This window comes from Parabacteroides leei, from assembly GCF_023369805.1.
In the GTDB taxonomy this organism is placed as follows: Bacteria; Bacteroidota; Bacteroidia; order Bacteroidales; family Tannerellaceae; genus Parabacteroides; species Parabacteroides leei.
In genome coordinates this window covers 139,727-157,926 of the sequence record NZ_JAMBQG010000014.1, presented here as the reverse complement: position 1 = coordinate 157,926, position 18,200 = coordinate 139,727, and the positions used below count along the sequence as shown (strand labels likewise).

Below are 18,200 nucleotides of genomic sequence, written 5' to 3'. Positions count from 1 at the left end.
GCGTCACCCACTACTTTTGGGAGCTCTTTTTCAGATCATCGGCATAATTAAAGATTTTCATAAGGAACACTAAGCCTAAAGTATATGACAATTTATGGGATTTGTCAGCTATTTTAAATACGTAAGGCTAGGGATACGGATACGCAAGGCAAGCCTTGCAAAAAAGTAAGGCTTGCCTTACATATTCGTAAAGTATATATTACTTATTTAAAGTACAGGAGAAAAATATTTAATCATGCTGAATAAGAGGTTTAAAGATAGTGATGAAATTGCTTAACTGTAACACTGATATTTTAAATAGGGTGTAAAAAAGAAAGGTGACGCTATACCAACAGTACGTCGTCACCTTCATAAGTATTTATATTCAACGGATACAGCCCATATTTACAGCCATTGACGCCATAAATACGAAAAAGAATCTTCCGGCTATTCTTTCGGAATAAACATACTGATGCCAACCGGGTAATGATCGGAAAGGTAATCGTTATCGGGGCCGTTATAAATTTGAGCATCTACACAGTTAGAGCGAAGGCTATCGGTAACAAAGATAAAATCGATCCGTTCCTGCTGACGACGCAAGGCTTCTCCTTTCGGAGAACTGGCCAGGATACGGGTCGGGAATGAATAACGCTGACTATCAGGGGTAAACATATAACAGATATCATGCAATGAAGCAGCCATAAAAGTTGATATAACTGCATAATTCTCCAGATGCTCGTCTGTCCAGGAAGCATCGAAAGGAGAATGGGCATTCATATCACCCATCAACAAGCAACTGGTCAGCTGGTTACTATGTATATAGTTTACAATATTATCCGCTTCCTGTTTACGTTTCAGACGATCGGAAGGATTCAGATGCGTTACCAGAAAGTCCATGTCGAGCACTTTACAATGTAACAAGCCATGTCCGTATCCATCTATTTTCCGGTCGATTACTTTGATAGGCGTTTTGGAAGTAAGACCGACCGGATAACCGTTCTCCTTCACAATAGCGGCATACGGATGACCGTATCCGGCAGCCAGTTCTTTCAGCTTGGCTTCGGTGAAGCCACAAAGTTCGTTCAGTGCCAATACATCAGGCGATTGCTCTTTTACCCAGGCTGTGAAACGAGCGATACGATCCTGATCGGTGCCGTCACTGAAACCGTCCATAATGTTGTAAGAGATAATCTTTATCTTCTGACGATCGGTGCGCCAATCGCGTTCATAAGTCTGGGCTTCCAATACCGGAGATATAAACAAAGATAACAGAAACAATAGAAATCCACTTTTTAATAATCGCTTCATTGCCATAGTATTTAGATTGAATTATTGTCGACTACCGATACTTCCTTAAACGCATACCGCCTTACTTCCCCGTCATTCAGTTCGAGGATCAGATGACCGGTCGGTTCTATGCCCCGGATACGTGCCCGGAAAACTCCCTGCTCATCACGGTACGGATAAAAGCCCTCTCCACGATAAAGGGCAGCCATATAACTATTCCGTATCTCTTCCTCCTTCTCCAGGATCAAGCCGAGATAACGGTCGTAAAAACGTTTCAGGAAACTGTTCAACAGTTCTTCCCGATCATATTCCCGACCGGTGATCTGGAACAGTGAAACCGGATTGGGAGCATTGCTCAGGAACTCCCGCTGGTTTATATTGATACCGATACCGATCACTGAACAATAGAGCGAATGCCCCGTCAGGTCGTTCTCTATCAACATGCCGCATATCTTCCGGTCTTTCCAATAGATATCGTTCGGCCATTTCACCGTTACATCGTCGATATACTGATCGAGTGTCTCTTTTACGCTGAGCGCAGCTATCTGGGAAATCAGGAACTGACGGTTGGCCGGAAGGAAGTCAGGATAAAGGATCACACTGAACATCAGGTTCCTGCCATCTTCCGACTCCCATGAGTTGCCTACCTGTCCACGTCCGGCTGTCTGAAACTCAGTAACAACTACGCTTCCTTCCGGTAGCGATTCTTTACCGACCAGTCCACGGAGATAGTTATTCGTAGAGGTCGTTTCGTTCAGGCGGATAAAGCGCGGCGCTTCGTTTTCTTCATTCATCGTATGTTTCCCTTATCTTTTTTGGCAGTTTGGCTATTACTTCACGATAGGAATGATGAATCCAACGGCAGACCTCTTCGGCTGGCATATCGCGTTCCAGATAAACACCGTTCCAATACTTTTTATTGAAGTGATAAGCCGGTTCCACAGCGGTATAACGATCACGCAGTTCTTCCGTATAATCAGTGCTGCATTTCAAAGCGATATATGGTTCTTCCGCATCTAACGACAGAAGAGCAAACATCTTGTTCTCCACTTTAAAAACCAGAGAGACATCGTCAAACGGAAAACTTTCCGTAACATTTCTCAGCGACAGGCAATATTCGCGGGCTTCTTCTATATTCATACTTTTCTTTGTTTTATTATCTGCAAGGAGCGTAGAAAGCATCATCCAGATGTTCGATCTTATAGCCTTCCCGGCCCTTTATGAGGGTTATAATATCGAAGCGAACCGGATAGTCGAGATTGAAATAACGGACATAAGCATCTGCTGCGGCTACGATCCGCCTTATTTTCTTATTGTCGACAGCCTCTTCGGGCGAGATAAGAAAGTCTTCCGAACGGGTCTTTACCTCGACAACGATTATCTCGCTGTCTTTCAGGGCAACAATATCCAATTCGTAATGATGCCAGTGCCAGTTCGAGTGCAGAACCGTATAGCCCTGACGAATCAAAAAGTCGCGTGCAACAGCCTCTCCGTCTCTACCTAAATTGTTTCCTTCAGCCATCTTATTAATTTGCACAAATATACTGTTTTTCTTTTTTATTTGCGCTTTCGCTTGTACATTTGCACATTATGGCACAGAAACGGAAATATTCAGCTCCACAACCCAACCGTCCGCGGGTATATAAGGTTACTTTTATGCTTAATGAAGAAGAGCAGAAGGCTGTCGACCGCTATCTGGCCAGATATAACATAGAAAACAAATCCCGGTGGTATCGTGAAACCATCCTTTCACACATACTCAAGACGCTGGGAGAGGACTATCCTACGCTCTTCAAGGAAAACGAAATGAGACGATGAATCCATTTAACGACGAATATTTTATGAAACAGGCCCTGGTGGAAGCACGTGCTGCCGCGGCCGAAGGGGAAGTGCCCGTAGGGGCGGTAGTTGTATGTAACAATCAGATCATTGCCCGTGCCCATAACCAGACGGAACGGTTGAACGATCCGACGGCCCATGCGGAAATGCTTGCTATTACTGCTGCCGTAGGTGTATTGGGAGCGAAATACCTGACCGGATGCAGTCTGTATGTGACAGTAGAACCTTGTATCATGTGTGCAGGAGCAATCGGCTGGTCACAGCTAAGTACGATCGTATACGGTGCCGGCGACGAAAAGAGAGGATACCAGGAATATGCCCCGAAAGCATTTCATCCGAAGGCCGTTGTAAAAAAGGGAGTGATGGAAAAGGAATGTGCGGAAGAGATGCAGAAATTCTTCCGGCAGAGAAGATAAAAACAAAAATCCCACGTCAAAAGCGCGGGATACTGTTTGCATATTACTATTTCACCTCTTCGAAGTCGACATACTCGCCTTCGTCTTTTGCAAAAATCTTCTTACGGTTTGCAGAAGCGTAATCATCCTCAGCAGCATGCGACTGCTGTTGCCCGCCAGAGTAACTGCTTGTCTGACGACGTTGTTCTCCCTTCTTTTCATTGCTGCTTCCGCTACCGAACAACATATTTTTAAATGTGCGCAGAATAGAGAAGCCCATCAAAAAAACTAACAGGATGAAGAAGAAAAACATTACAAACAAAAACTTAAACATAATATTCGTTACTTAGTTGGTTTATAAGAGAAACACATAGACCAAACCTCTTGTTTAGTGTCTTCTGTTAAAAATAGACAAGAGGATATAGAGAAGAATCGTTCCGGCTATACCAAGCATACCGAAAAAGGCAACGAACAAGACTGCACAAACGACTAATATATAGCGTCTTTCATTACCTTTCCAGCCAACCGACTTGATCTTTAACGAGAACATGGGTATCTCAGACACAAGCAATAAAGAGGTAGCCAACGCCACCACCAATGTAATCACAATAAACAGAACATGATTAGCCTGGCTCAAAGGAGACAATGAATATCCGACCGAGGCCCAGAACAACGCATGTGCCGGAACCGGCATACCGATAAAAGAAGTTGTCTGCCGTTCGTCGATATTAAATTTGGCCAGACGCAAACCGGAGAAAGCCGTGATCACAAAAGCCAGATAAGGGATGTAACGTCCTATCTCTCCCAAAGGAAGACTGGCCTGGCCCAGCATCCAGAACACGATCATACCGGGTGCAACACCAAAGCTTACCATATCCGAAAGGGAGTCGAGCTCTTTCCCCATCGGGGAATAAGCTTTCAGCAAACGGGCGGCAAAACCATCCAGGAAGTCGAACACAGCAGCGATAATGATCCATATAGCTGCCCACAACAGATTTCCCTGCAACGCCATTACACTGGCTATACAGCCGGAAATAAGACTCAAACAAGTAATTGAGTTAGGAATATGTTTTCTGATATTCATTGTTTCGTATATTTTCAGGGCCTTATTCGCACGGACATTTGCTCAAACGTGCAATCGGAGTCTGATTACCGGTAACCTTCTGATCCATCTCGATCAGAACTTCAGTTCCGACAGGCAAATAGACATCTACACGCGACCCGAATTTGATAAAACCCATTTGTTCGTCAACATGACATTTCTCTCCTACCTTCGCATAAGTAACGATACGCCGTGCAAGTGCGCCTGCAATCTGGCGGGCCAGCACATCTGTTCCATTCTTGGTAGTGATAACAACAGCAGAACGCTCGTTTTCGGTACTGCTCTTGGGCAGATAGGCAGCCATGAACCGTCCGTTATTATGAGAAACATGTTTCACCGTCCCGTTTACCGGAAACCAGTTGGCATGTACATTGAACACAGACATAAAGATAGATATCTGTAAACACTTCCGGTGAAGGACCTCATTCTCCATCACCTCTTCAATGGCAACGATCGTACCATCGGCAGGGGCAATCACCAGTCCTTCGGAGTCGTAAGGGAAACGACGGAACGGACTACGGAAAAAATTCAGTACCAATAGAAAGAGAATGGCCGATACCGATGCAACAGAATAGAACAACGCCTCCTTGCTGACGGTATGGTATATTGCGACATTCACGATAAACAACACCGTAAATAACGTAAGTAGTAGACCTGTTCCTTCTTTATGTACTTTCATTCTTTTCCTAAAACTGCGTTTTTATTACAATCTGCAAAAGTATTCATTTTTGTGGAATAACAAAACAATTGACTGCCGACAATTGACAAATGAAGCGTATTTCGGCTATTTACTGAATAAAAAAGGATAAAACACCTCTATTAACTATCAACAACCTCTATTTTACCCTGTTCGACATACCAGAGAAAACCTTCCACTTTTGTGTAGCCCATCTGGCGGATCAGTTTCATATAATTCTTTACCTGGTTATGGTGTCTCTTATCCTGGATATCCCCGAACTTATAGTCGACCACCACTACTTTATCGTCCGTAATCATTACCCGGTCAGGACGTTTAGACAGTCCTTTGCCGAAAAGGATATCCACTTCGTTGAGTACGCGGGCTGTTCCGTCATACCAGGGAAGGACTTCCACTGTCTTAAGCAGTTCCTCTAAACGAAGGATCAATGTTTCAGCTTCACTTTTATTGATCACTCCGGCCAGACGGTAACTCTCTACGGCCGATCCTATATCTGCACGTGTTCGTATCTGGCTCAACACTTCATGCATCAACGCGCCATGTTTCCGTTTCTCATTATCAAAGAAAAAGCCTTTACCATGCAAACGGAGTTGAAGGCGGTCGTCGGGAGAGATGGAGTTGATACGGATCATTTCTACTTCTTCCGGGGATGATTCGTCCGCCTTTGCAACTGACGGATGCCACCAGCTTCCTAATTCAAAAAGTCCGGCTTTTGTATCGAAAGAGGGAGACAAAGGCATTAAAGACTCTCCTTGCTTGGTATCCGTTACTTTCCAGTGCAGTGCGCCCCAAAGCGCGTCGGCGACAGACGATATCTTCTCTACCTCTCCGGTCTCTTCTTTTATCTTCTTGGGACGCGGGGCAAAGACGATCAGTTCTTCTTTCGAGCGTGTAAAGGCCACATACAAAGTATTCAGGTTATCGATAAAGGCATGCAACCGTTCACGGAAATAGTCTTCCGCAAAGATGGTATTCCCCAACGACTGGCTGTAACGCACCGGAACCAAATGTAAGCGATCGAACGGCTTTATATCCGGCTTACACCAAAGGATAACGGGTTTCGTCGGTTTATGGTCGATCTCCCAATCACCGAAAGGTATGATAACGACCTTAAAACCCAACCCTTTCGATTTATGGACGGTAAGGATACGGATCGCATTTTGTGCGTCAGGCGTGGCAATCGTCTTACGATAGCCTGCGTCATCCCACCATTTCAGGAAACGGCTCAGGTCGGCACTTTCCTTTTGGGTATATTCGGACACCATATCAAGAAAAGCCTGTACAAAGACTTGTTCATTATCCTGGAAGTGACCGGAGAAAAGCCGGAAGAGTCCTTCCGATATTTCATACAACGACTGGCGGGAAAGGGCCTGCAATTCGGAAGAGATCTCCGGCGGGAAAGCCAGTCCGGTCGTTTCTACGGAACAGACATCCGGACGATCCGCTCCTGCCGGTTCATCCTTTAATATCCGGTAAGAATACAAAGCTGTTTGTTCGTTGATCTTGTCTTCGGGGTTCTTCAGATAGCGCAACAGGGCGATCATGAACCTTACGGCAGGCGATCCGCTGACAAAGAGGGCTTCATCGGAGATAATATCATAATTATAATGGTCGGAAGGGTTTTCTTCTTTGTAGGAAAGCAACTTATCCGCCACCATAGCTCCCTCCATGTTGGTTCGCACCAGGATTGCTATATCTTTCAGTGCATAACCGTTGTCCTGTAACTGTTCGACTACCCGGGGCAAGCGGTCGAGTGCTTCTTCTTTCCACTCCTTCTCTTCATCACCCGACAGGAATTCGATCCTGACATGTCCGTCCTTCTGCTGAAAAGGAGGGGGCACCTGTTGGTAACTCTTATCATAGGCAGACATGATCTTGGTAAGGAAAGAGGCTCGTTGCTCTTCACTCAGCGAAGAGGTCAACAGCGTTTCATTATACACAGTCTGCAACAGGGCGGGAATAGAGGTAAAGAAGGTGTTATTGAACTCCACGATATTCCGGCAACTACGCCAGTTCTCCTTCAATGTTTCTTCCGTTACTTCTTCGGTGGAGAAATCGGTTTGTACCTGTTCGTCCAACAGTTTCCAGTCGGAGTTACGGAAACGGTAGATACTCTGCTTCACGTCACCTACGATCAGGTTGGCCCGGTCGTGTGCCAGGCTTTCTTCTATCAACGGACGGAAATTGTTCCATTGCATGCCGCTGGTATCCTGGAACTCGTCGATCATATAATGATCTACATGCGTACCGGTTTTCTCGTAGATAAACGGGGCATCACTTCCACCGATCACTTTGTTAAGCAGTTCAGTGGTATCGGCGATCAGCATGACATTCTTTTCCTCACGGTAAGAGGCGATCTGGCGGGAGACATCGGTCAGGATTCCGAGGGTATAATAATAACGGACTATTTCGCGGGCCGTATTATAGGCCGTCAGATTGGAGAATAAAGCGACAATATTCTTGATGCAGTCATTCAGCCCGTCTTCGAAAGCACATCCGATGATCTGGCGGGCCCCCTGCGGAGTTGTCTTGGTGAAACAACCCTCCAGGTTATCGGCCAGACTGATAAACGTAGCGGAAGGTTCTTTCATTTCTCCCCGTTCCAACCGTTCGAGCAAGGTAAGCGGAGAACGGCTGCCTCCTTTAAAGTCAGTCGTACGGAGGGCGTATTTATCGAGTATCTGCAAGCCTCTTTCCCCCAGACGTTTCGCTTCGGCTTCCACCGAACGGATAATGCCGAACAGCTCATTCTTGTAGTTCTCCAGTGCTTCCTTATCCCGGATATCTTTGGCGACTTCATCACTGGAAGCCTTATAGCTTTCTTTAAATACTTCACGACTCAAAGACATGATATCTTTACGCAGGTTCCATTCGCCTCCGTTCTCGATCTTATCTTCGGCAAAGCGGAGCAGCCAGCCCAGGAGCTCTTTACTTTCGGGCTTCTCCAGATCGGCCAGTAGATTATCGATTGCGGAGGTCAGTACCAGTTCCTGATCCATCTCGATACCGTAACCGCCCTGCAAACCGATCTCGCGGGTAAAAGCGCGCATGGTCTGCTGGAAGAACCGGTCGATCGTACTGATATTGAAAGAGGAGTAGTCGTGAAGGATATCTCTTAATATCTTGCCTGCCTGCCGGCGAACTTGCTCTTCCGTCAGCGAATAAGCGGACTTCAACGAATCGACGTAATCGGACTTCCGGCCTGCGGAGAGGCTGTATAATTCCTCTATAATACGGCTTTTCATCTCGTCGGTCGCCTTATTGGTAAATGTCACGGCCAGGATACGGCGATACGCACCCGTACCGGTGAATAACAAATTCAGATATTCACCCGTCAGCTTGTGGGTTTTACCTGCCCCGGCAGAAGCTCTGTAAACAGTCAGCATAATATTTTATATCAATTAGGTCCTTAATTAAAAAAGATAGATGTTCGTTATTTGTCAAATTCGAGCCTATCCCCTCATCAATGTTACTTCGCCATTACAGGTTTATTTGCCGTCTGCTTCAGCTGACGGTTTTGATAGGCTGTCTTTTTCTTGGCTTTAGCCACATTTCTCTTAGATTGAGACCTGTAAGCAATGGGACTAAAGTCCATAGATATAGAGCTTTTACCAATCCGTCAGCTGAAGCAGACGGCAAATAAACCTGTAACAAGCAAGCCTTTCTGTTTATAGGATAGCTCACTTCTTGCTATTATCGAACGTTATATAACGCGACTTTTCACATAGCCTTCTTTTTGCAACAGCTCGAGCACTTTCTGACGGAGATCGCCCTGTACGATAATCTCCCCGTCCTTAGCGGAACCGCCTACACCGCATTTCACCTTCAGGAACTTCCCCAGAGAGGTGAGATCGTCCGTCGTTCCGCGAAAGCCGGTAATCAAAGTAACGGCCTTCCCTCCCCGGTTACGTTTATCCAACGAGATACGTAGGAGTTGTTTTTCTTTCGGAAGGGTATCTTCCTCCGATTCATCGCCTGTATTGTATTGAAAGTCCGGGTTGGTAGAATACATCACTCCCAGACGCTCTTTCCAGTCGTTATTCTTCATCATTCATTTTGTTTTTATCAGTTCCAAAGCTACAAATTTAACGGCAAATTACAATAATATCCGGCAAAATATACGATTGTGAAACATAAATTACCAGTTATAATGATATAAGTGACGCTTTAGAAGCACGGATTACCAGTTCAAACGATGTAAATGCTGTTTCAGAAACCCGGAAATCAATTTCAAAGAATCAAAGTGATGCTTCTACAACTAAAATATCAACTTTCATCGATATAAGTGCTGTTTTGAAAACAACAAGAGCTATTTACAGCAGTAAAAGCGATGCTTTAGCAACTATTTTTCTATATTTGTCTCCGTATATCTTTAAAACAAGAAAGCAGATGGATACATTCTACGACCGGATCGAGCAGATAGCCGATCATTATAAGATGAAAACAGGGGTTCTTCTACGGCGGTGCGGAGTGCCCTATTCCACATTCCGCTCGGCACGCTTCCGCGATTGTGATCCGCAATTGAAAACGGTGTTGCGCATCCTCAAGACCTGCCCTAATGTTCGGATGCAGTGGTTGATCGAGGGCGAGGGTGAAATGCTCAAACCCGGCTCCGGCAAGGATAACGAGGCGAAAGAAAATGCAGAGATCGTCCGCCTCAAAAAGCAGATATCTCAACTAACGGAGATGCTGCTGGAAAAAGAAAAACGGATTATCGAACTGGAGATCGGTCAGGGCGGCTGATCAACACAGTTGCATAGGCAGCAATACCCTCCTGACGGCCTGTAAAGCCCAGTTTTTCTGTCGTTGTTGCTTTTATGGAAATATCCTCCTCGTCCACTTGCATTACTTCGGCCAGTGTCTGCTTCATCAGAGGGATATGAGGATTCAGTTTCGGACGTTCTGCCGCAATAGTAGCATCGATATTACCCAGTTCGTAACCGGCATCACGCAGCAACTTCATGGTGTCGCGCAATAAGATCTTGCTGTCTATATTCTTATATTCTCCGGCTGTATCCGGAAAATGATAACCGATATCACGCATATTCGCTGCGCCCAGCAGTGCATCACAAATAGCATGTATCAATACATCGGCATCACTATGGCCTAACAGACCTAATGTATGTTCAATACGTATGCCTCCCATCCACAGTTCACGATCGGCCACCAAGGCATGCACGTCATACCCAAATCCTACCCGTATCTTCATTATTAATTGTTCATTATTAATTATTAATTACCGAAACAGGTTCTTGATTCCGTCCATATCGAACGACAAGGTAAAGCGCAACGTCTGGTCTAACGGGTTACTCTGAACTGTACTTACCAGGTAAGCGGCATCCAACTGGAATACGCTCATACGGAAACCGGCTCCGACAGAGAAATACTGACGGTTACCTTTGTTGGCATTCTCATAGAAATAACCTCCACGCAAGAAAAACTGATCGTTATAGCTGTATTCAGCACCGATCGAAACCATCACTTCCTGCAATTCGCCTTTGAAACCATCAGGTGAGTCTCCAAAAGATTTGAAGATACCGGAGATACCGGATACATCATTATATTCCAGCTTCTTTTTATCATATTCGGCACGCTCTTCATCCGTTGCCCCCTCAGTCAGATAAGGCAGACTCGGTACCAGATATTTACTCAAATCAAGATATAAACCAATCCGGTTAAAATCGTCGATCGGATAAAGCAAACCTGTTCCCAAACGAAGAGTTGTAGGCAAGAATTCATTGGTAGTACCACCATTATAAGATATTTTGGTACCGATATTAGACACATTAAAACCTAAGCTCCATAAAGCCTCTGCCTGTCCCAGAACCACATACTTTTCCAGATAACCGGCAATATCGGCTGCGAAAGCATTACCGGGAACACGACTTTCATCTTGTGCATCCTGTCCCATATCCGAACGGATATAACGCATAGCTACGGCCATAGAATAAGATTCGGACAATTTACGGCTGTAACTGACATCGAATGCCATTTCATAAGGACTTACAGAATATCCCTGATCCTCCGGATTACCGGTACTGTTGGAAGATATATCACCCAGCGAAAAGTAACGCAGGGAAGCACCTATCGCCTGCAAATCATTGTCACCTATCTTATAATAACCGGAAAGATTAGCCAAAGCCACGTCATTAACCAATTTGCGCAACCAGGGAGTATATGACAAAGACACACCGGCCTTGCTGTACATAAAAGCATACTTGGCAGGGTTCCAGTATTGTGAGTTTATATCCGGAGTAGTAGACGCTCCATTATCCCCCATCGCACCGGCACGAGCATCGGGAGCAATAGAAAGAGAAGGTACTGCTGTATTGACCGGAGCGAATTTGCTTTTATCCTGCGCCCACGTAGTAAATACGGTCAGTAAACTGAAAACTACTATAAGTGTTGTACTAATTCTTGAATTCTTTATCATACTATATTCCTGTTAAATACGCGGCAAGTAACAAACCTGCCTTACGAACATATAAACTGATTTTGTTTTACTTTATTGTGCGAGGATTATTAATTTCTTTGCCTCCGTCGCCTCCTTAGACCCTCCGGAACTGATCGCTGCACGATATATATAAACGCCGGGACGAAGCCGTCCTCCCCTGTTATTGGTCAGATCCCAGGTCACCGTATACGATTTAAAGAGTTCGGACGAACCTGTTTCTTCATGTCTCCACTGCAAGCGGCCAACCATATCGTACACCATAATCCCGACGGTCAACTGACTTTCCGGACGGTTATGGAACAGATGGAAAGTCACTTGCTCACGAGCCGGGACAGGAGTTGCCGACAATTCCAGCAGATACGGTTTCAAGCCTTCCACAACCTCGAATTCAAATTCCTGTGTCGTCGAGTTATTCTGTATATCCCAGACCTTAAACTCTGCCTTATGCATCCCCGGAGTCAATGCCGGAATCAGGAACTTGACAATTCCTTCTCCTTCGCTCCCCGCTACCAGTTCATAGTAACTGTTCAGATTATAACTTAAGGCCGGATTACCATCGATGATCAACATCATGTCATGTCCGATACTGCTACCTGTTATATTAACACCACTCTTGTCCCAAAGACGGGCTACAAAGAACGGGGTAGTATTGACCTGTCCGCCACTCACAAAAGTCGAGTCGTTCAGATAGAGTGCGCGTACTTCCGGACCATCCTTATCGTTATCCGCATTATCGTCCGTTCCCCCGACACGATAATTCAAATAGGCCCCCTGGGCTTCTATTTGACTCGTCTCATCCGATGCATAGAGGTTCATCTTGCCGAATTCATTCGAATAAGAGATATCTTTGGGTACGGTAAATGTGAAACTAAACTTTCCCGAACGAACGGAGTCGTTACCTATAAAAAGTATGTTCGAGTAATCCGTATATTTGAAAGTCTTACCTGTATTGTTATTGTCCAATGTTTCATAAGAGACACGGCTATCCAGAACGGTCGGGTTCAACAGGCCGGAGAAATCGGTTGCCACATTCCCATCCGGGTTCAGCACCTCTCCTTCGACGGTTATTTTTTGCAATGCCTTAAAAGTAACAGGTTCGTTGGTCACAGGCTCCCCGTTTATCGCCGTCACATTCATGCGGTATTCCGGATAACACAACTTCATAGCGGGGTCACCGATCAAAGCAAATCCCAATTTATAGCGAGTGGAACCCAATGCGCGTTTGGTCGCTTTCATCACTTCTCCCAAGGTCAACCGGCGTCCGTTCTTTTTCTCAAACAAATTACGGATCAGGTTATCGTTAATTGAGAAGTTTGGACTCGAATAAGCTACGCGGGTAGTAGTGAACAAACCGATACCGCCACTCACCTTATTCAGGAAAACCTGCTCACCGGCAGAAGTTACCGGAGCATCGAAACGACAGAAATCGCAAGTCGCAGTAATCCAGATCGGCAAACGGGGATAAGTCGATTTGGTAATATCGCTTTCCGTCAGTACTTGTTCATCACTCCAGGAAACAGTATTACCATGCCCTGTATAATTGATCAACAACTGGCCGCTCTTAAGCAATTTCTGTATATCTGTCTTCACTGCCGGATAAGTACTCAAACCTCCCGAAATATCCTTTTTATAAGAATCGAAATAAATCTTATTCACCATGAACTCCGGATGACTGGTGTTTATATACTCGCCCAGTTGGTCAGCCTGTTCGGCATGTTGTATCATATAACTATCGGCATTATTACCGTCGTCAGCGACAAAGCAGACATTATTTTTCCATGATCCAGTCTCATTATTATCCATATAATTGATCACCTTGTTGACCATATTGGCCGCCTCGGTCACAGTCCGGACAGGAAAACGGCCGATACCGATATCGATCTTCGAAGCTATCAGACCTTTTCCATTGTTACTATCGTCAAGAAAACCGAAGTAATCGTCTATCACATACGATTTATCATCCAGCGATTCATCCGTCTGGTAAGTCAACAGCATATTACTTGTCGTTACATTCTGCCAGCTAGAGGTTAAGAAACGGTTATCGAACGCACCGTCACCAAAAAGAAGAAGATATTTGGGAGCATCGCTTTCGGAAGTTTGCCGATCGTAAAACATCTTCATGAAACGACGATAGGCTGTAGCATCCGGTGTCCCGCTAGAGAATTCGTTGTAGATTACTTCCGGGGTAACTACCTGAACCGTCAGTCCGTCACGGTCGCGGTGAACTTCCGCCAAACGTTCTGCCTGACTCGTTAATCCCGGCTGTGCAATAATGATCATATCCGTTTGTGGTAAAGCGTGCAGGTCCTGATTCGTTACATCGCCTACAACTTTAGGAGTGGGGAGTGACTGATTCCGTTGCACCAAGGCAAACTCCCTCAACGTTCCTCCCGGAATAGAGAAAGATAATTCGCTTCCACTCAGTTCTGTCTCCATCCGCTTCGGATTCACGGCATCCGTTACATCAAAAACCAATGTATTCGCATTGGCATTCTGAATAACAAAACGGGAAGGATTCCCGACGGAAGCCAGACTACGGAAAAACGTACAGGCGCCATAGGGTTGCAACTCCCGTTTCATCTGCAAACGGATATAATCGAGGTAGACGTTTTTGTGGCCATATTGCCCGTATCTTACATTGACTTTGACATTCGCACTTTTATCACCTTTCCAGTCGGCCACTTCATACGCCAGGTTCGCTTTGGTATATTCATCGCTGGAAGAGCTGTAACTGATTGTCCTTGAAATCAATTCACTGCCATTCACACTCAGGGTCACATTTCCCGTACCGCTAATAGGCTTTGCGATAAAGCGGAGGGTAACTTTACCATCGTCGTTGGTGATTCCTGTTATGTTGTTAAATGAAAAATCCCTCGACAGGGTCATATCCATTGCTTCTCCGAACAACTCACGTCCGGAGTTATTAACAGAAACCAAATCTTTTTCATGCAACCGGTAATCATCAAAAGTCGTCACCTTCAAAGAAGCACCCGCAGCCGAAGCGACAGACTCCATTTCTTTTGTAGCGGTAGCATCCGTCAGAAAATAATACCCATACTGAGAGTAAGGATTATTGACATGAACAAAACACTGGTTAACGGTATCATAACTCCATTTCACCACGCCACGTCCGTAAAACAGCAGATAATCATCGCCACGCCAGGTGGCTACCGCCGGAACATCATCGATATAAGGATTAGAAAAATCTTCATCCAGTATCCAGCCACCATATCCATGTACGGAAACTTTTGCCGGATCGGAAAATCCCATCGAACGTAAATCGGCATAGGAGAGTTTATAGATTCCGTCTTCTTCCACCTGTACTTTCACCCATTTACCGGATGACAAAACGGACTTGGCAGCATAAATACTTCCATCGGCCCGGACAGAAGAAAGAAAACAGATACTTATTATTAATGTATATAGTATTCGTAACATAATCTTTTTTTCAGTTGACAGTTGATAATTGACCGTCACTTGTCAACTGCCAACTATTTTACGTAAAAATCAAGCAACTTCCGTTCGCCGATATATCCCTGCAAATGGTCATCGATCTTCACAGGTCCCACTCCTGCCGGAGTTCCTGTAAATATCAGATCTCCTATCTTGAGGGTAAAAAAGCGACTAACATAAGCGATAACCTTGTCTACCGGGAAAAGCATATCCGAAGTATTTCCCTCCTGTGCCTTCTGTCCGTTTATATCCAGATGAAACGGGATACGGTTCACATCCCCTAGTTTATCCAATGGTACAAACGTCCCGATCACAGCCGAATTATCAAATGCTTTACTGATCTCCCAGGGTAATCCTTTAGCACGCAATTCTCTTTGCAGGTCACGGGCGGTAAAATCGATACCGACTGTAACTTCATTATAATAACGATGTGCAAAACGTTCGGCGATATTCTTACCCAGCCGGTCTATCTTTACAACAATCTCGGTTTCGTAATGTATCTCCGACGAAAAATCGGGAATAAAGAACGGCTTCCCGTCTTTCAACAGGGAAGAATCGGACTTCATAAAGATAGTAGGTTCCGATAATTCTAACGAATGATGCAGCTCTTTATTGTGTTCTGCATAATTCATTCCTACTGCTATGATCTTCATTTCAGTGATTTATTGAGTTCAAACGATTAAACATGACAGCCAGATGGGCATACATGGAAGTATTCTGTACGACAATATGTTCCGGCACACGGATACGGAACGGGGTAAAGTTCCACAGGGCTTTGATCCCTCCGGCAATGATCTGCTCGGTAACTTCCTGTGCCTTATCTACCGGAACCGTGATCACACCGATCGTTGCACCGTATTCTTTTTGTTTGGCTGGAAAATCATCCAGGTGAAAAACCGGGATTCCATTGATCACGGAACCTGCCAGTTCCCGACGCACATCGAAACCGGCTACAATCTCGAGTCCATACTGGTTCAATCCCGAATCTTGCAGCAGGGCAGCTCCCAAACTACCTACACCAAATAAAAAAGCCTTATGCTGTGCAGTAAAACCTAAAAAGTCTTCCAATACATCCACAAGGGTACAAATCTCATAACCAACCCTGGTCTTTCCGGAGATATTTACAAAAGAGAGATCTTTTGCCACCTGACTGGGGTCTACATTAATCTCTTTTGCGATCTGGGTAGATGATACAAACGTCTCTCCCTTACCTTTCAAGAGCTTCAGGAAGGCAAGATACCAGGGCAGTCTCCGGAGGGTAGGCTCCGGTATTTTCCAGGCTTGTTTCATTTCATCGTTGGCCATTATCTTTCTACTTATTAATGCAGCACACAAAAGTACAATTTTTTTCTTTCAGACAGGATTTCTCATTCATTTTAATACAAAAAAGGCCGTATACACTGTTTATGGATATACGGCCTTTCATATGACAAAGTTAATCCGGTCGGATACTTCTCGGTTCTAAATTCTTTCCAGCGTAGCAACGATAAAATCCCAGACCTTCTGTACAGACGGAATGTTTACCCGTTCGTCCGGAGAATGGGGATGTTCCAGATCCGGACCGATAGAGATCATATCCATAGCAGGATAAGACTCCTGGATGATACCACATTCCAAACCGGCATGCATCACTTTTACCGACGGTTTTCTACCGAACAACTCTTCATAAGTCTGTGATGCAATCTTTAAAAGCGGCGAATCGATATTCGGCTGCCAACCGCCATAAGCACCGCCATATTCTACTTTCGCTCCTGCCAGAGAGAATACACTTTCCAGGCTGGAACATACGGAAGCCTTACGGCTTTCGGAAGAACTACGTACCAATATCTTTATCTCGATCAGTTCATTGGACGATCTCACTATTGCCAGATTAGACGATGATTCTACTGTACCCGGGAAATCAGACAACATACTGATCACACCATTCTGACAACCTTCTATTGCATTAATCAGATCGTCCTGTATCTCTTCCGGTATCAATGTCGCAGGCAGATCGGTCATATCGGCTACGAAACTGATGTTATTCTCAATACCTTTATATTCTTCACGGAACATATCCTGATAGTCAGCCACCAGTTCCCACAATGATTCCACATTATCACCGGGAATCGTAACCACGGCAAACGCTTCACGCGGAATCGCATTGCGAAGCGAACCACCTTCGATCGAAGATAAACGGGCACCGTAATCACAAACCGCCTCTTTTAGGAAACGGAACATCAATTTATTGGCATTGGCACGTCCCAGATGAATATCCACACCGGAATGACCGCCTTTCAAGCCTGTCAGGATCAGCTTAACTGCTACATCACCTTCAGGAATATACGTATCTTCTTTAAACTGCACGGAGATGTTCAGGTCTGCCCCGCCGGCACAACCGACGAACAGTTCACCTTCTTCCTCCGAGTCGCAGTTGATCAATGTTTCACCTTTCAGGAAACCGGGCTTCAATCCGAAAGCACCGTCCATTCCTTCCTCTTCGTCTATGGTGAAAAGGGCTTCGATCGGACCATGCTTGATCGTCGTATCGGAAAGTACAGCCATAGCAAAGGAAGCGCCGATACCATTATCGGCACCTAGCGTGGTTTCACGGGCTGTCACCCAGTCGCCATCTATGTAAGCATCGATCGGATCAGTAAGGAAATCATGCTTTACGGAAGAATTTTTCTGGGGAACCATATCCAGGTGCGATTGCAGGATAACGGTTTTATGCCCTTCCATCCCGGAGGTTGCAGGTTTGCGGATCAGAACGTTTCCTACTTCATCCCGCAAGGTTTCCAATCCCAATCCTTTACCAAAAGCTTCTACAAAACGGGTAACTGCTTCCATATGTCCTGTAGGACGAGGGATTTGTGTGAGGTCATAGAAATAACCCCAGACATGCTGCGGAGAAAGATTCTTGATTTCTGCTGACATAGTTTCTTCTAAGTTGACAGTTGACAAGTGACAGTTGACAGATAAATGCCAAGAGAGACATTGACAACCAGATTAATA

The 18,200-nt window shown here is 45.1% G+C and carries 19 protein-coding genes; 3 read left to right on the top strand and 16 right to left on the bottom strand.

Translation table 11 applies throughout. From position 1 onward, the window contains the following. Nucleotides 1–426: 426 nt before the first annotated feature. From M1P97_RS18655 to M1P97_RS18640, 4 genes are read right to left on the bottom strand one after another with little or no spacing between them, the layout of a single operon-like run. Complete coding sequence (locus tag M1P97_RS18655) at nt 427–1,287, bottom strand: endonuclease/exonuclease/phosphatase family protein (protein WP_249389857.1); 861 nt, start codon at nt 1,285–1,287, stop codon at nt 427–429. 11 nt (nt 1,288–1,298) lie between these two features. Continuing rightward, the gene (locus tag M1P97_RS18650) at nt 1,299–2,060 is read right to left on the bottom strand and encodes a biotin--[acetyl-CoA-carboxylase] ligase (protein WP_249389856.1); all 762 of its coding nucleotides are present in this window, start codon (nt 2,058–2,060) and stop codon (nt 1,299–1,301) included. Beyond that, nucleotides 2,053–2,406: an MmcQ/YjbR family DNA-binding protein gene (locus M1P97_RS18645; protein WP_249389855.1), complete on the bottom strand. Its 354-nt coding sequence runs from the start codon at nt 2,404–2,406 to the stop codon at nt 2,053–2,055. The genes M1P97_RS18650 and M1P97_RS18645 overlap by 8 nt, the downstream gene beginning before the upstream one ends. Before the next feature lie 16 nt (nt 2,407–2,422). Next, on the bottom strand, nt 2,423–2,788 hold the full coding sequence (locus tag M1P97_RS18640; RefSeq protein WP_195373467.1) for a YraN family protein: 366 nt from the start codon (nt 2,786–2,788) through the stop codon (nt 2,423–2,425). Nucleotides 2,789–2,856: 68 nt separating this feature from the next. Here M1P97_RS18640 and M1P97_RS18635 point away from each other — a divergent pair, with 68 nt between their 5' ends. Next, the gene (locus tag M1P97_RS18635; RefSeq protein WP_249389854.1) at nt 2,857–3,084 is read left to right on the top strand and encodes a hypothetical protein; all 228 of its coding nucleotides are present in this window, start codon (nt 2,857–2,859) and stop codon (nt 3,082–3,084) included. Then, nucleotides 3,081–3,521, top strand: a complete 441-nt coding sequence (locus M1P97_RS18630) for a nucleoside deaminase (protein ID WP_195373446.1) — start codon at nt 3,081–3,083, stop codon at nt 3,519–3,521. Before M1P97_RS18635 ends, M1P97_RS18630 begins: the two co-directional genes overlap by 4 nt. A gap of 46 nt (nt 3,522–3,567) precedes the next feature. Here the strand turns inward: M1P97_RS18630 and M1P97_RS18625 are convergent, their stop codons facing one another. From M1P97_RS18625 to M1P97_RS18605, 6 genes are all read right to left on the bottom strand, one after another. Further along, nucleotides 3,568–3,834 (bottom strand): DUF4834 family protein, encoded by a 267-nt coding sequence (locus M1P97_RS18625; RefSeq protein ID WP_195373445.1) that lies wholly within the window; start codon nt 3,832–3,834, stop codon nt 3,568–3,570. Between the two features lie 54 nt (nt 3,835–3,888). Then, complete coding sequence (gene pssA, locus M1P97_RS18620; protein ID WP_249389853.1) at nt 3,889–4,584, bottom strand: CDP-diacylglycerol--serine O-phosphatidyltransferase; 696 nt, start codon at nt 4,582–4,584, stop codon at nt 3,889–3,891. A gap of 22 nt (nt 4,585–4,606) precedes the next feature. Beyond that, nucleotides 4,607–5,281: a phosphatidylserine decarboxylase family protein gene (locus tag M1P97_RS18615; RefSeq protein WP_195373443.1), complete on the bottom strand. Its 675-nt coding sequence runs from the start codon at nt 5,279–5,281 to the stop codon at nt 4,607–4,609. 140 nt (nt 5,282–5,421) lie between these two features. Beyond that, nucleotides 5,422–8,685 carry a UvrD-helicase domain-containing protein gene (locus tag M1P97_RS18610; protein WP_249389852.1) on the bottom strand — a complete coding sequence of 1,088 codons (3,264 nt, stop codon included), beginning with the start codon at nt 8,683–8,685 and terminating at the stop codon, nt 5,422–5,424. An 83-nt stretch (nt 8,686–8,768) separates the two neighbouring features. Continuing rightward, a complete protein-coding gene (locus M1P97_RS26310) occupies nt 8,769–8,894 on the bottom strand; it encodes a hypothetical protein (RefSeq protein ID WP_262893297.1) in 126 nt (41 codons plus the stop codon). 108 nt (nt 8,895–9,002) lie between these two features. Next, a complete protein-coding gene (locus M1P97_RS18605) occupies nt 9,003–9,347 on the bottom strand; it encodes a translation initiation factor (protein ID WP_195373466.1) in 345 nt (114 codons plus the stop codon). A 245-nt stretch (nt 9,348–9,592) separates the two neighbouring features. On the opposite strand from M1P97_RS18605, the gene M1P97_RS18600 reads away from it, so the two are divergent. After that, a complete protein-coding gene (locus tag M1P97_RS18600; RefSeq protein WP_249389851.1) occupies nt 9,593–10,042 on the top strand; it encodes a hypothetical protein in 450 nt (149 codons plus the stop codon). On the opposite strand, the gene ispF is transcribed toward M1P97_RS18600, so the two are convergent. From ispF to M1P97_RS18570, 6 genes are all read right to left on the bottom strand, one after another. Further along, nucleotides 10,011–10,508, bottom strand: a complete 498-nt coding sequence (gene ispF / locus M1P97_RS18595; RefSeq protein ID WP_195373440.1) for a 2-C-methyl-D-erythritol 2,4-cyclodiphosphate synthase — start codon at nt 10,506–10,508, stop codon at nt 10,011–10,013. The genes M1P97_RS18600 and ispF overlap by 32 nt on opposite strands. A gap of 27 nt (nt 10,509–10,535) precedes the next feature. Next, complete coding sequence (porV, locus tag M1P97_RS18590) at nt 10,536–11,732, bottom strand: type IX secretion system outer membrane channel protein PorV (protein WP_249389850.1); 1,197 nt, start codon at nt 11,730–11,732, stop codon at nt 10,536–10,538. Nucleotides 11,733–11,804: 72 nt separating this feature from the next. After that, the gene (gene porU / locus M1P97_RS18585; RefSeq protein WP_249389849.1) at nt 11,805–15,191 is read right to left on the bottom strand and encodes a type IX secretion system sortase PorU; all 3,387 of its coding nucleotides are present in this window, start codon (nt 15,189–15,191) and stop codon (nt 11,805–11,807) included. A gap of 53 nt (nt 15,192–15,244) precedes the next feature. Beyond that, nucleotides 15,245–15,859 carry a fumarylacetoacetate hydrolase family protein gene (locus M1P97_RS18580; RefSeq protein ID WP_195373437.1) on the bottom strand — a complete coding sequence of 205 codons (615 nt, stop codon included), beginning with the start codon at nt 15,857–15,859 and terminating at the stop codon, nt 15,245–15,247. 1 nt (nt 15,860) lies between these two features. Further along, on the bottom strand, nt 15,861–16,511 hold the full coding sequence (locus M1P97_RS18575) for a redox-sensing transcriptional repressor Rex (protein WP_129731492.1): 651 nt from the start codon (nt 16,509–16,511) through the stop codon (nt 15,861–15,863). A gap of 156 nt (nt 16,512–16,667) precedes the next feature. Further along, nucleotides 16,668–18,122 carry an aminoacyl-histidine dipeptidase gene (locus tag M1P97_RS18570; RefSeq protein WP_195373436.1) on the bottom strand — a complete coding sequence of 485 codons (1,455 nt, stop codon included), beginning with the start codon at nt 18,120–18,122 and terminating at the stop codon, nt 16,668–16,670. Nucleotides 18,123–18,200 lie beyond the last annotated feature (78 nt).

Excerpts from the sequence above, each read along its gene's own strand:
- M1P97_RS18655 (WP_249389857.1), bottom strand. The coding sequence starts at position 1,287 with ATGAAGCGATTATTAAAAAGTGGATTTCTATTGTTTCTGTTATCTTTG.
- M1P97_RS18650 (WP_249389856.1), bottom strand. The coding sequence starts at position 2,060 with ATGAATGAAGAAAACGAAGCGCCGCGCTTTATCCGCCTGAACGAAACG.
- M1P97_RS18645 (WP_249389855.1), bottom strand. The coding sequence starts at position 2,406 with ATGAATATAGAAGAAGCCCGCGAATATTGCCTGTCGCTGAGAAATGTT.
- M1P97_RS18640 (WP_195373467.1), bottom strand. The coding sequence starts at position 2,788 with ATGGCTGAAGGAAACAATTTAGGTAGAGACGGAGAGGCTGTTGCACGC.
- M1P97_RS18635 (WP_249389854.1), top strand. The coding sequence starts at position 2,857 with ATGGCACAGAAACGGAAATATTCAGCTCCACAACCCAACCGTCCGCGG.
- M1P97_RS18630 (WP_195373446.1), top strand. The coding sequence starts at position 3,081 with ATGAATCCATTTAACGACGAATATTTTATGAAACAGGCCCTGGTGGAA.
- M1P97_RS18625 (WP_195373445.1), bottom strand. The coding sequence starts at position 3,834 with ATGTTTAAGTTTTTGTTTGTAATGTTTTTCTTCTTCATCCTGTTAGTT.
- pssA (WP_249389853.1), bottom strand. The coding sequence starts at position 4,584 with ATGAATATCAGAAAACATATTCCTAACTCAATTACTTGTTTGAGTCTT.
- M1P97_RS18615 (WP_195373443.1), bottom strand. The coding sequence starts at position 5,281 with ATGAAAGTACATAAAGAAGGAACAGGTCTACTACTTACGTTATTTACG.
- M1P97_RS18610 (WP_249389852.1), bottom strand. The coding sequence starts at position 8,685 with ATGCTGACTGTTTACAGAGCTTCTGCCGGGGCAGGTAAAACCCACAAG.
- M1P97_RS26310 (WP_262893297.1), bottom strand. The coding sequence starts at position 8,894 with ATGGACTTTAGTCCCATTGCTTACAGGTCTCAATCTAAGAGAAATGTG.
- M1P97_RS18605 (WP_195373466.1), bottom strand. The coding sequence starts at position 9,347 with ATGAAGAATAACGACTGGAAAGAGCGTCTGGGAGTGATGTATTCTACC.
- ispF (WP_195373440.1), bottom strand. The coding sequence starts at position 10,508 with ATGAAGATACGGGTAGGATTTGGGTATGACGTGCATGCCTTGGTGGCC.
- porV (WP_249389850.1), bottom strand. The coding sequence starts at position 11,732 with ATGATAAAGAATTCAAGAATTAGTACAACACTTATAGTAGTTTTCAGT.
- porU (WP_249389849.1), bottom strand. The coding sequence starts at position 15,191 with ATGTTACGAATACTATATACATTAATAATAAGTATCTGTTTTCTTTCT.
- M1P97_RS18580 (WP_195373437.1), bottom strand. The coding sequence starts at position 15,859 with ATGAAGATCATAGCAGTAGGAATGAATTATGCAGAACACAATAAAGAG.
- M1P97_RS18575 (WP_129731492.1), bottom strand. The coding sequence starts at position 16,511 with ATGGCCAACGATGAAATGAAACAAGCCTGGAAAATACCGGAGCCTACC.
- M1P97_RS18570 (WP_195373436.1), bottom strand. The coding sequence starts at position 18,122 with ATGTCAGCAGAAATCAAGAATCTTTCTCCGCAGCATGTCTGGGGTTAT.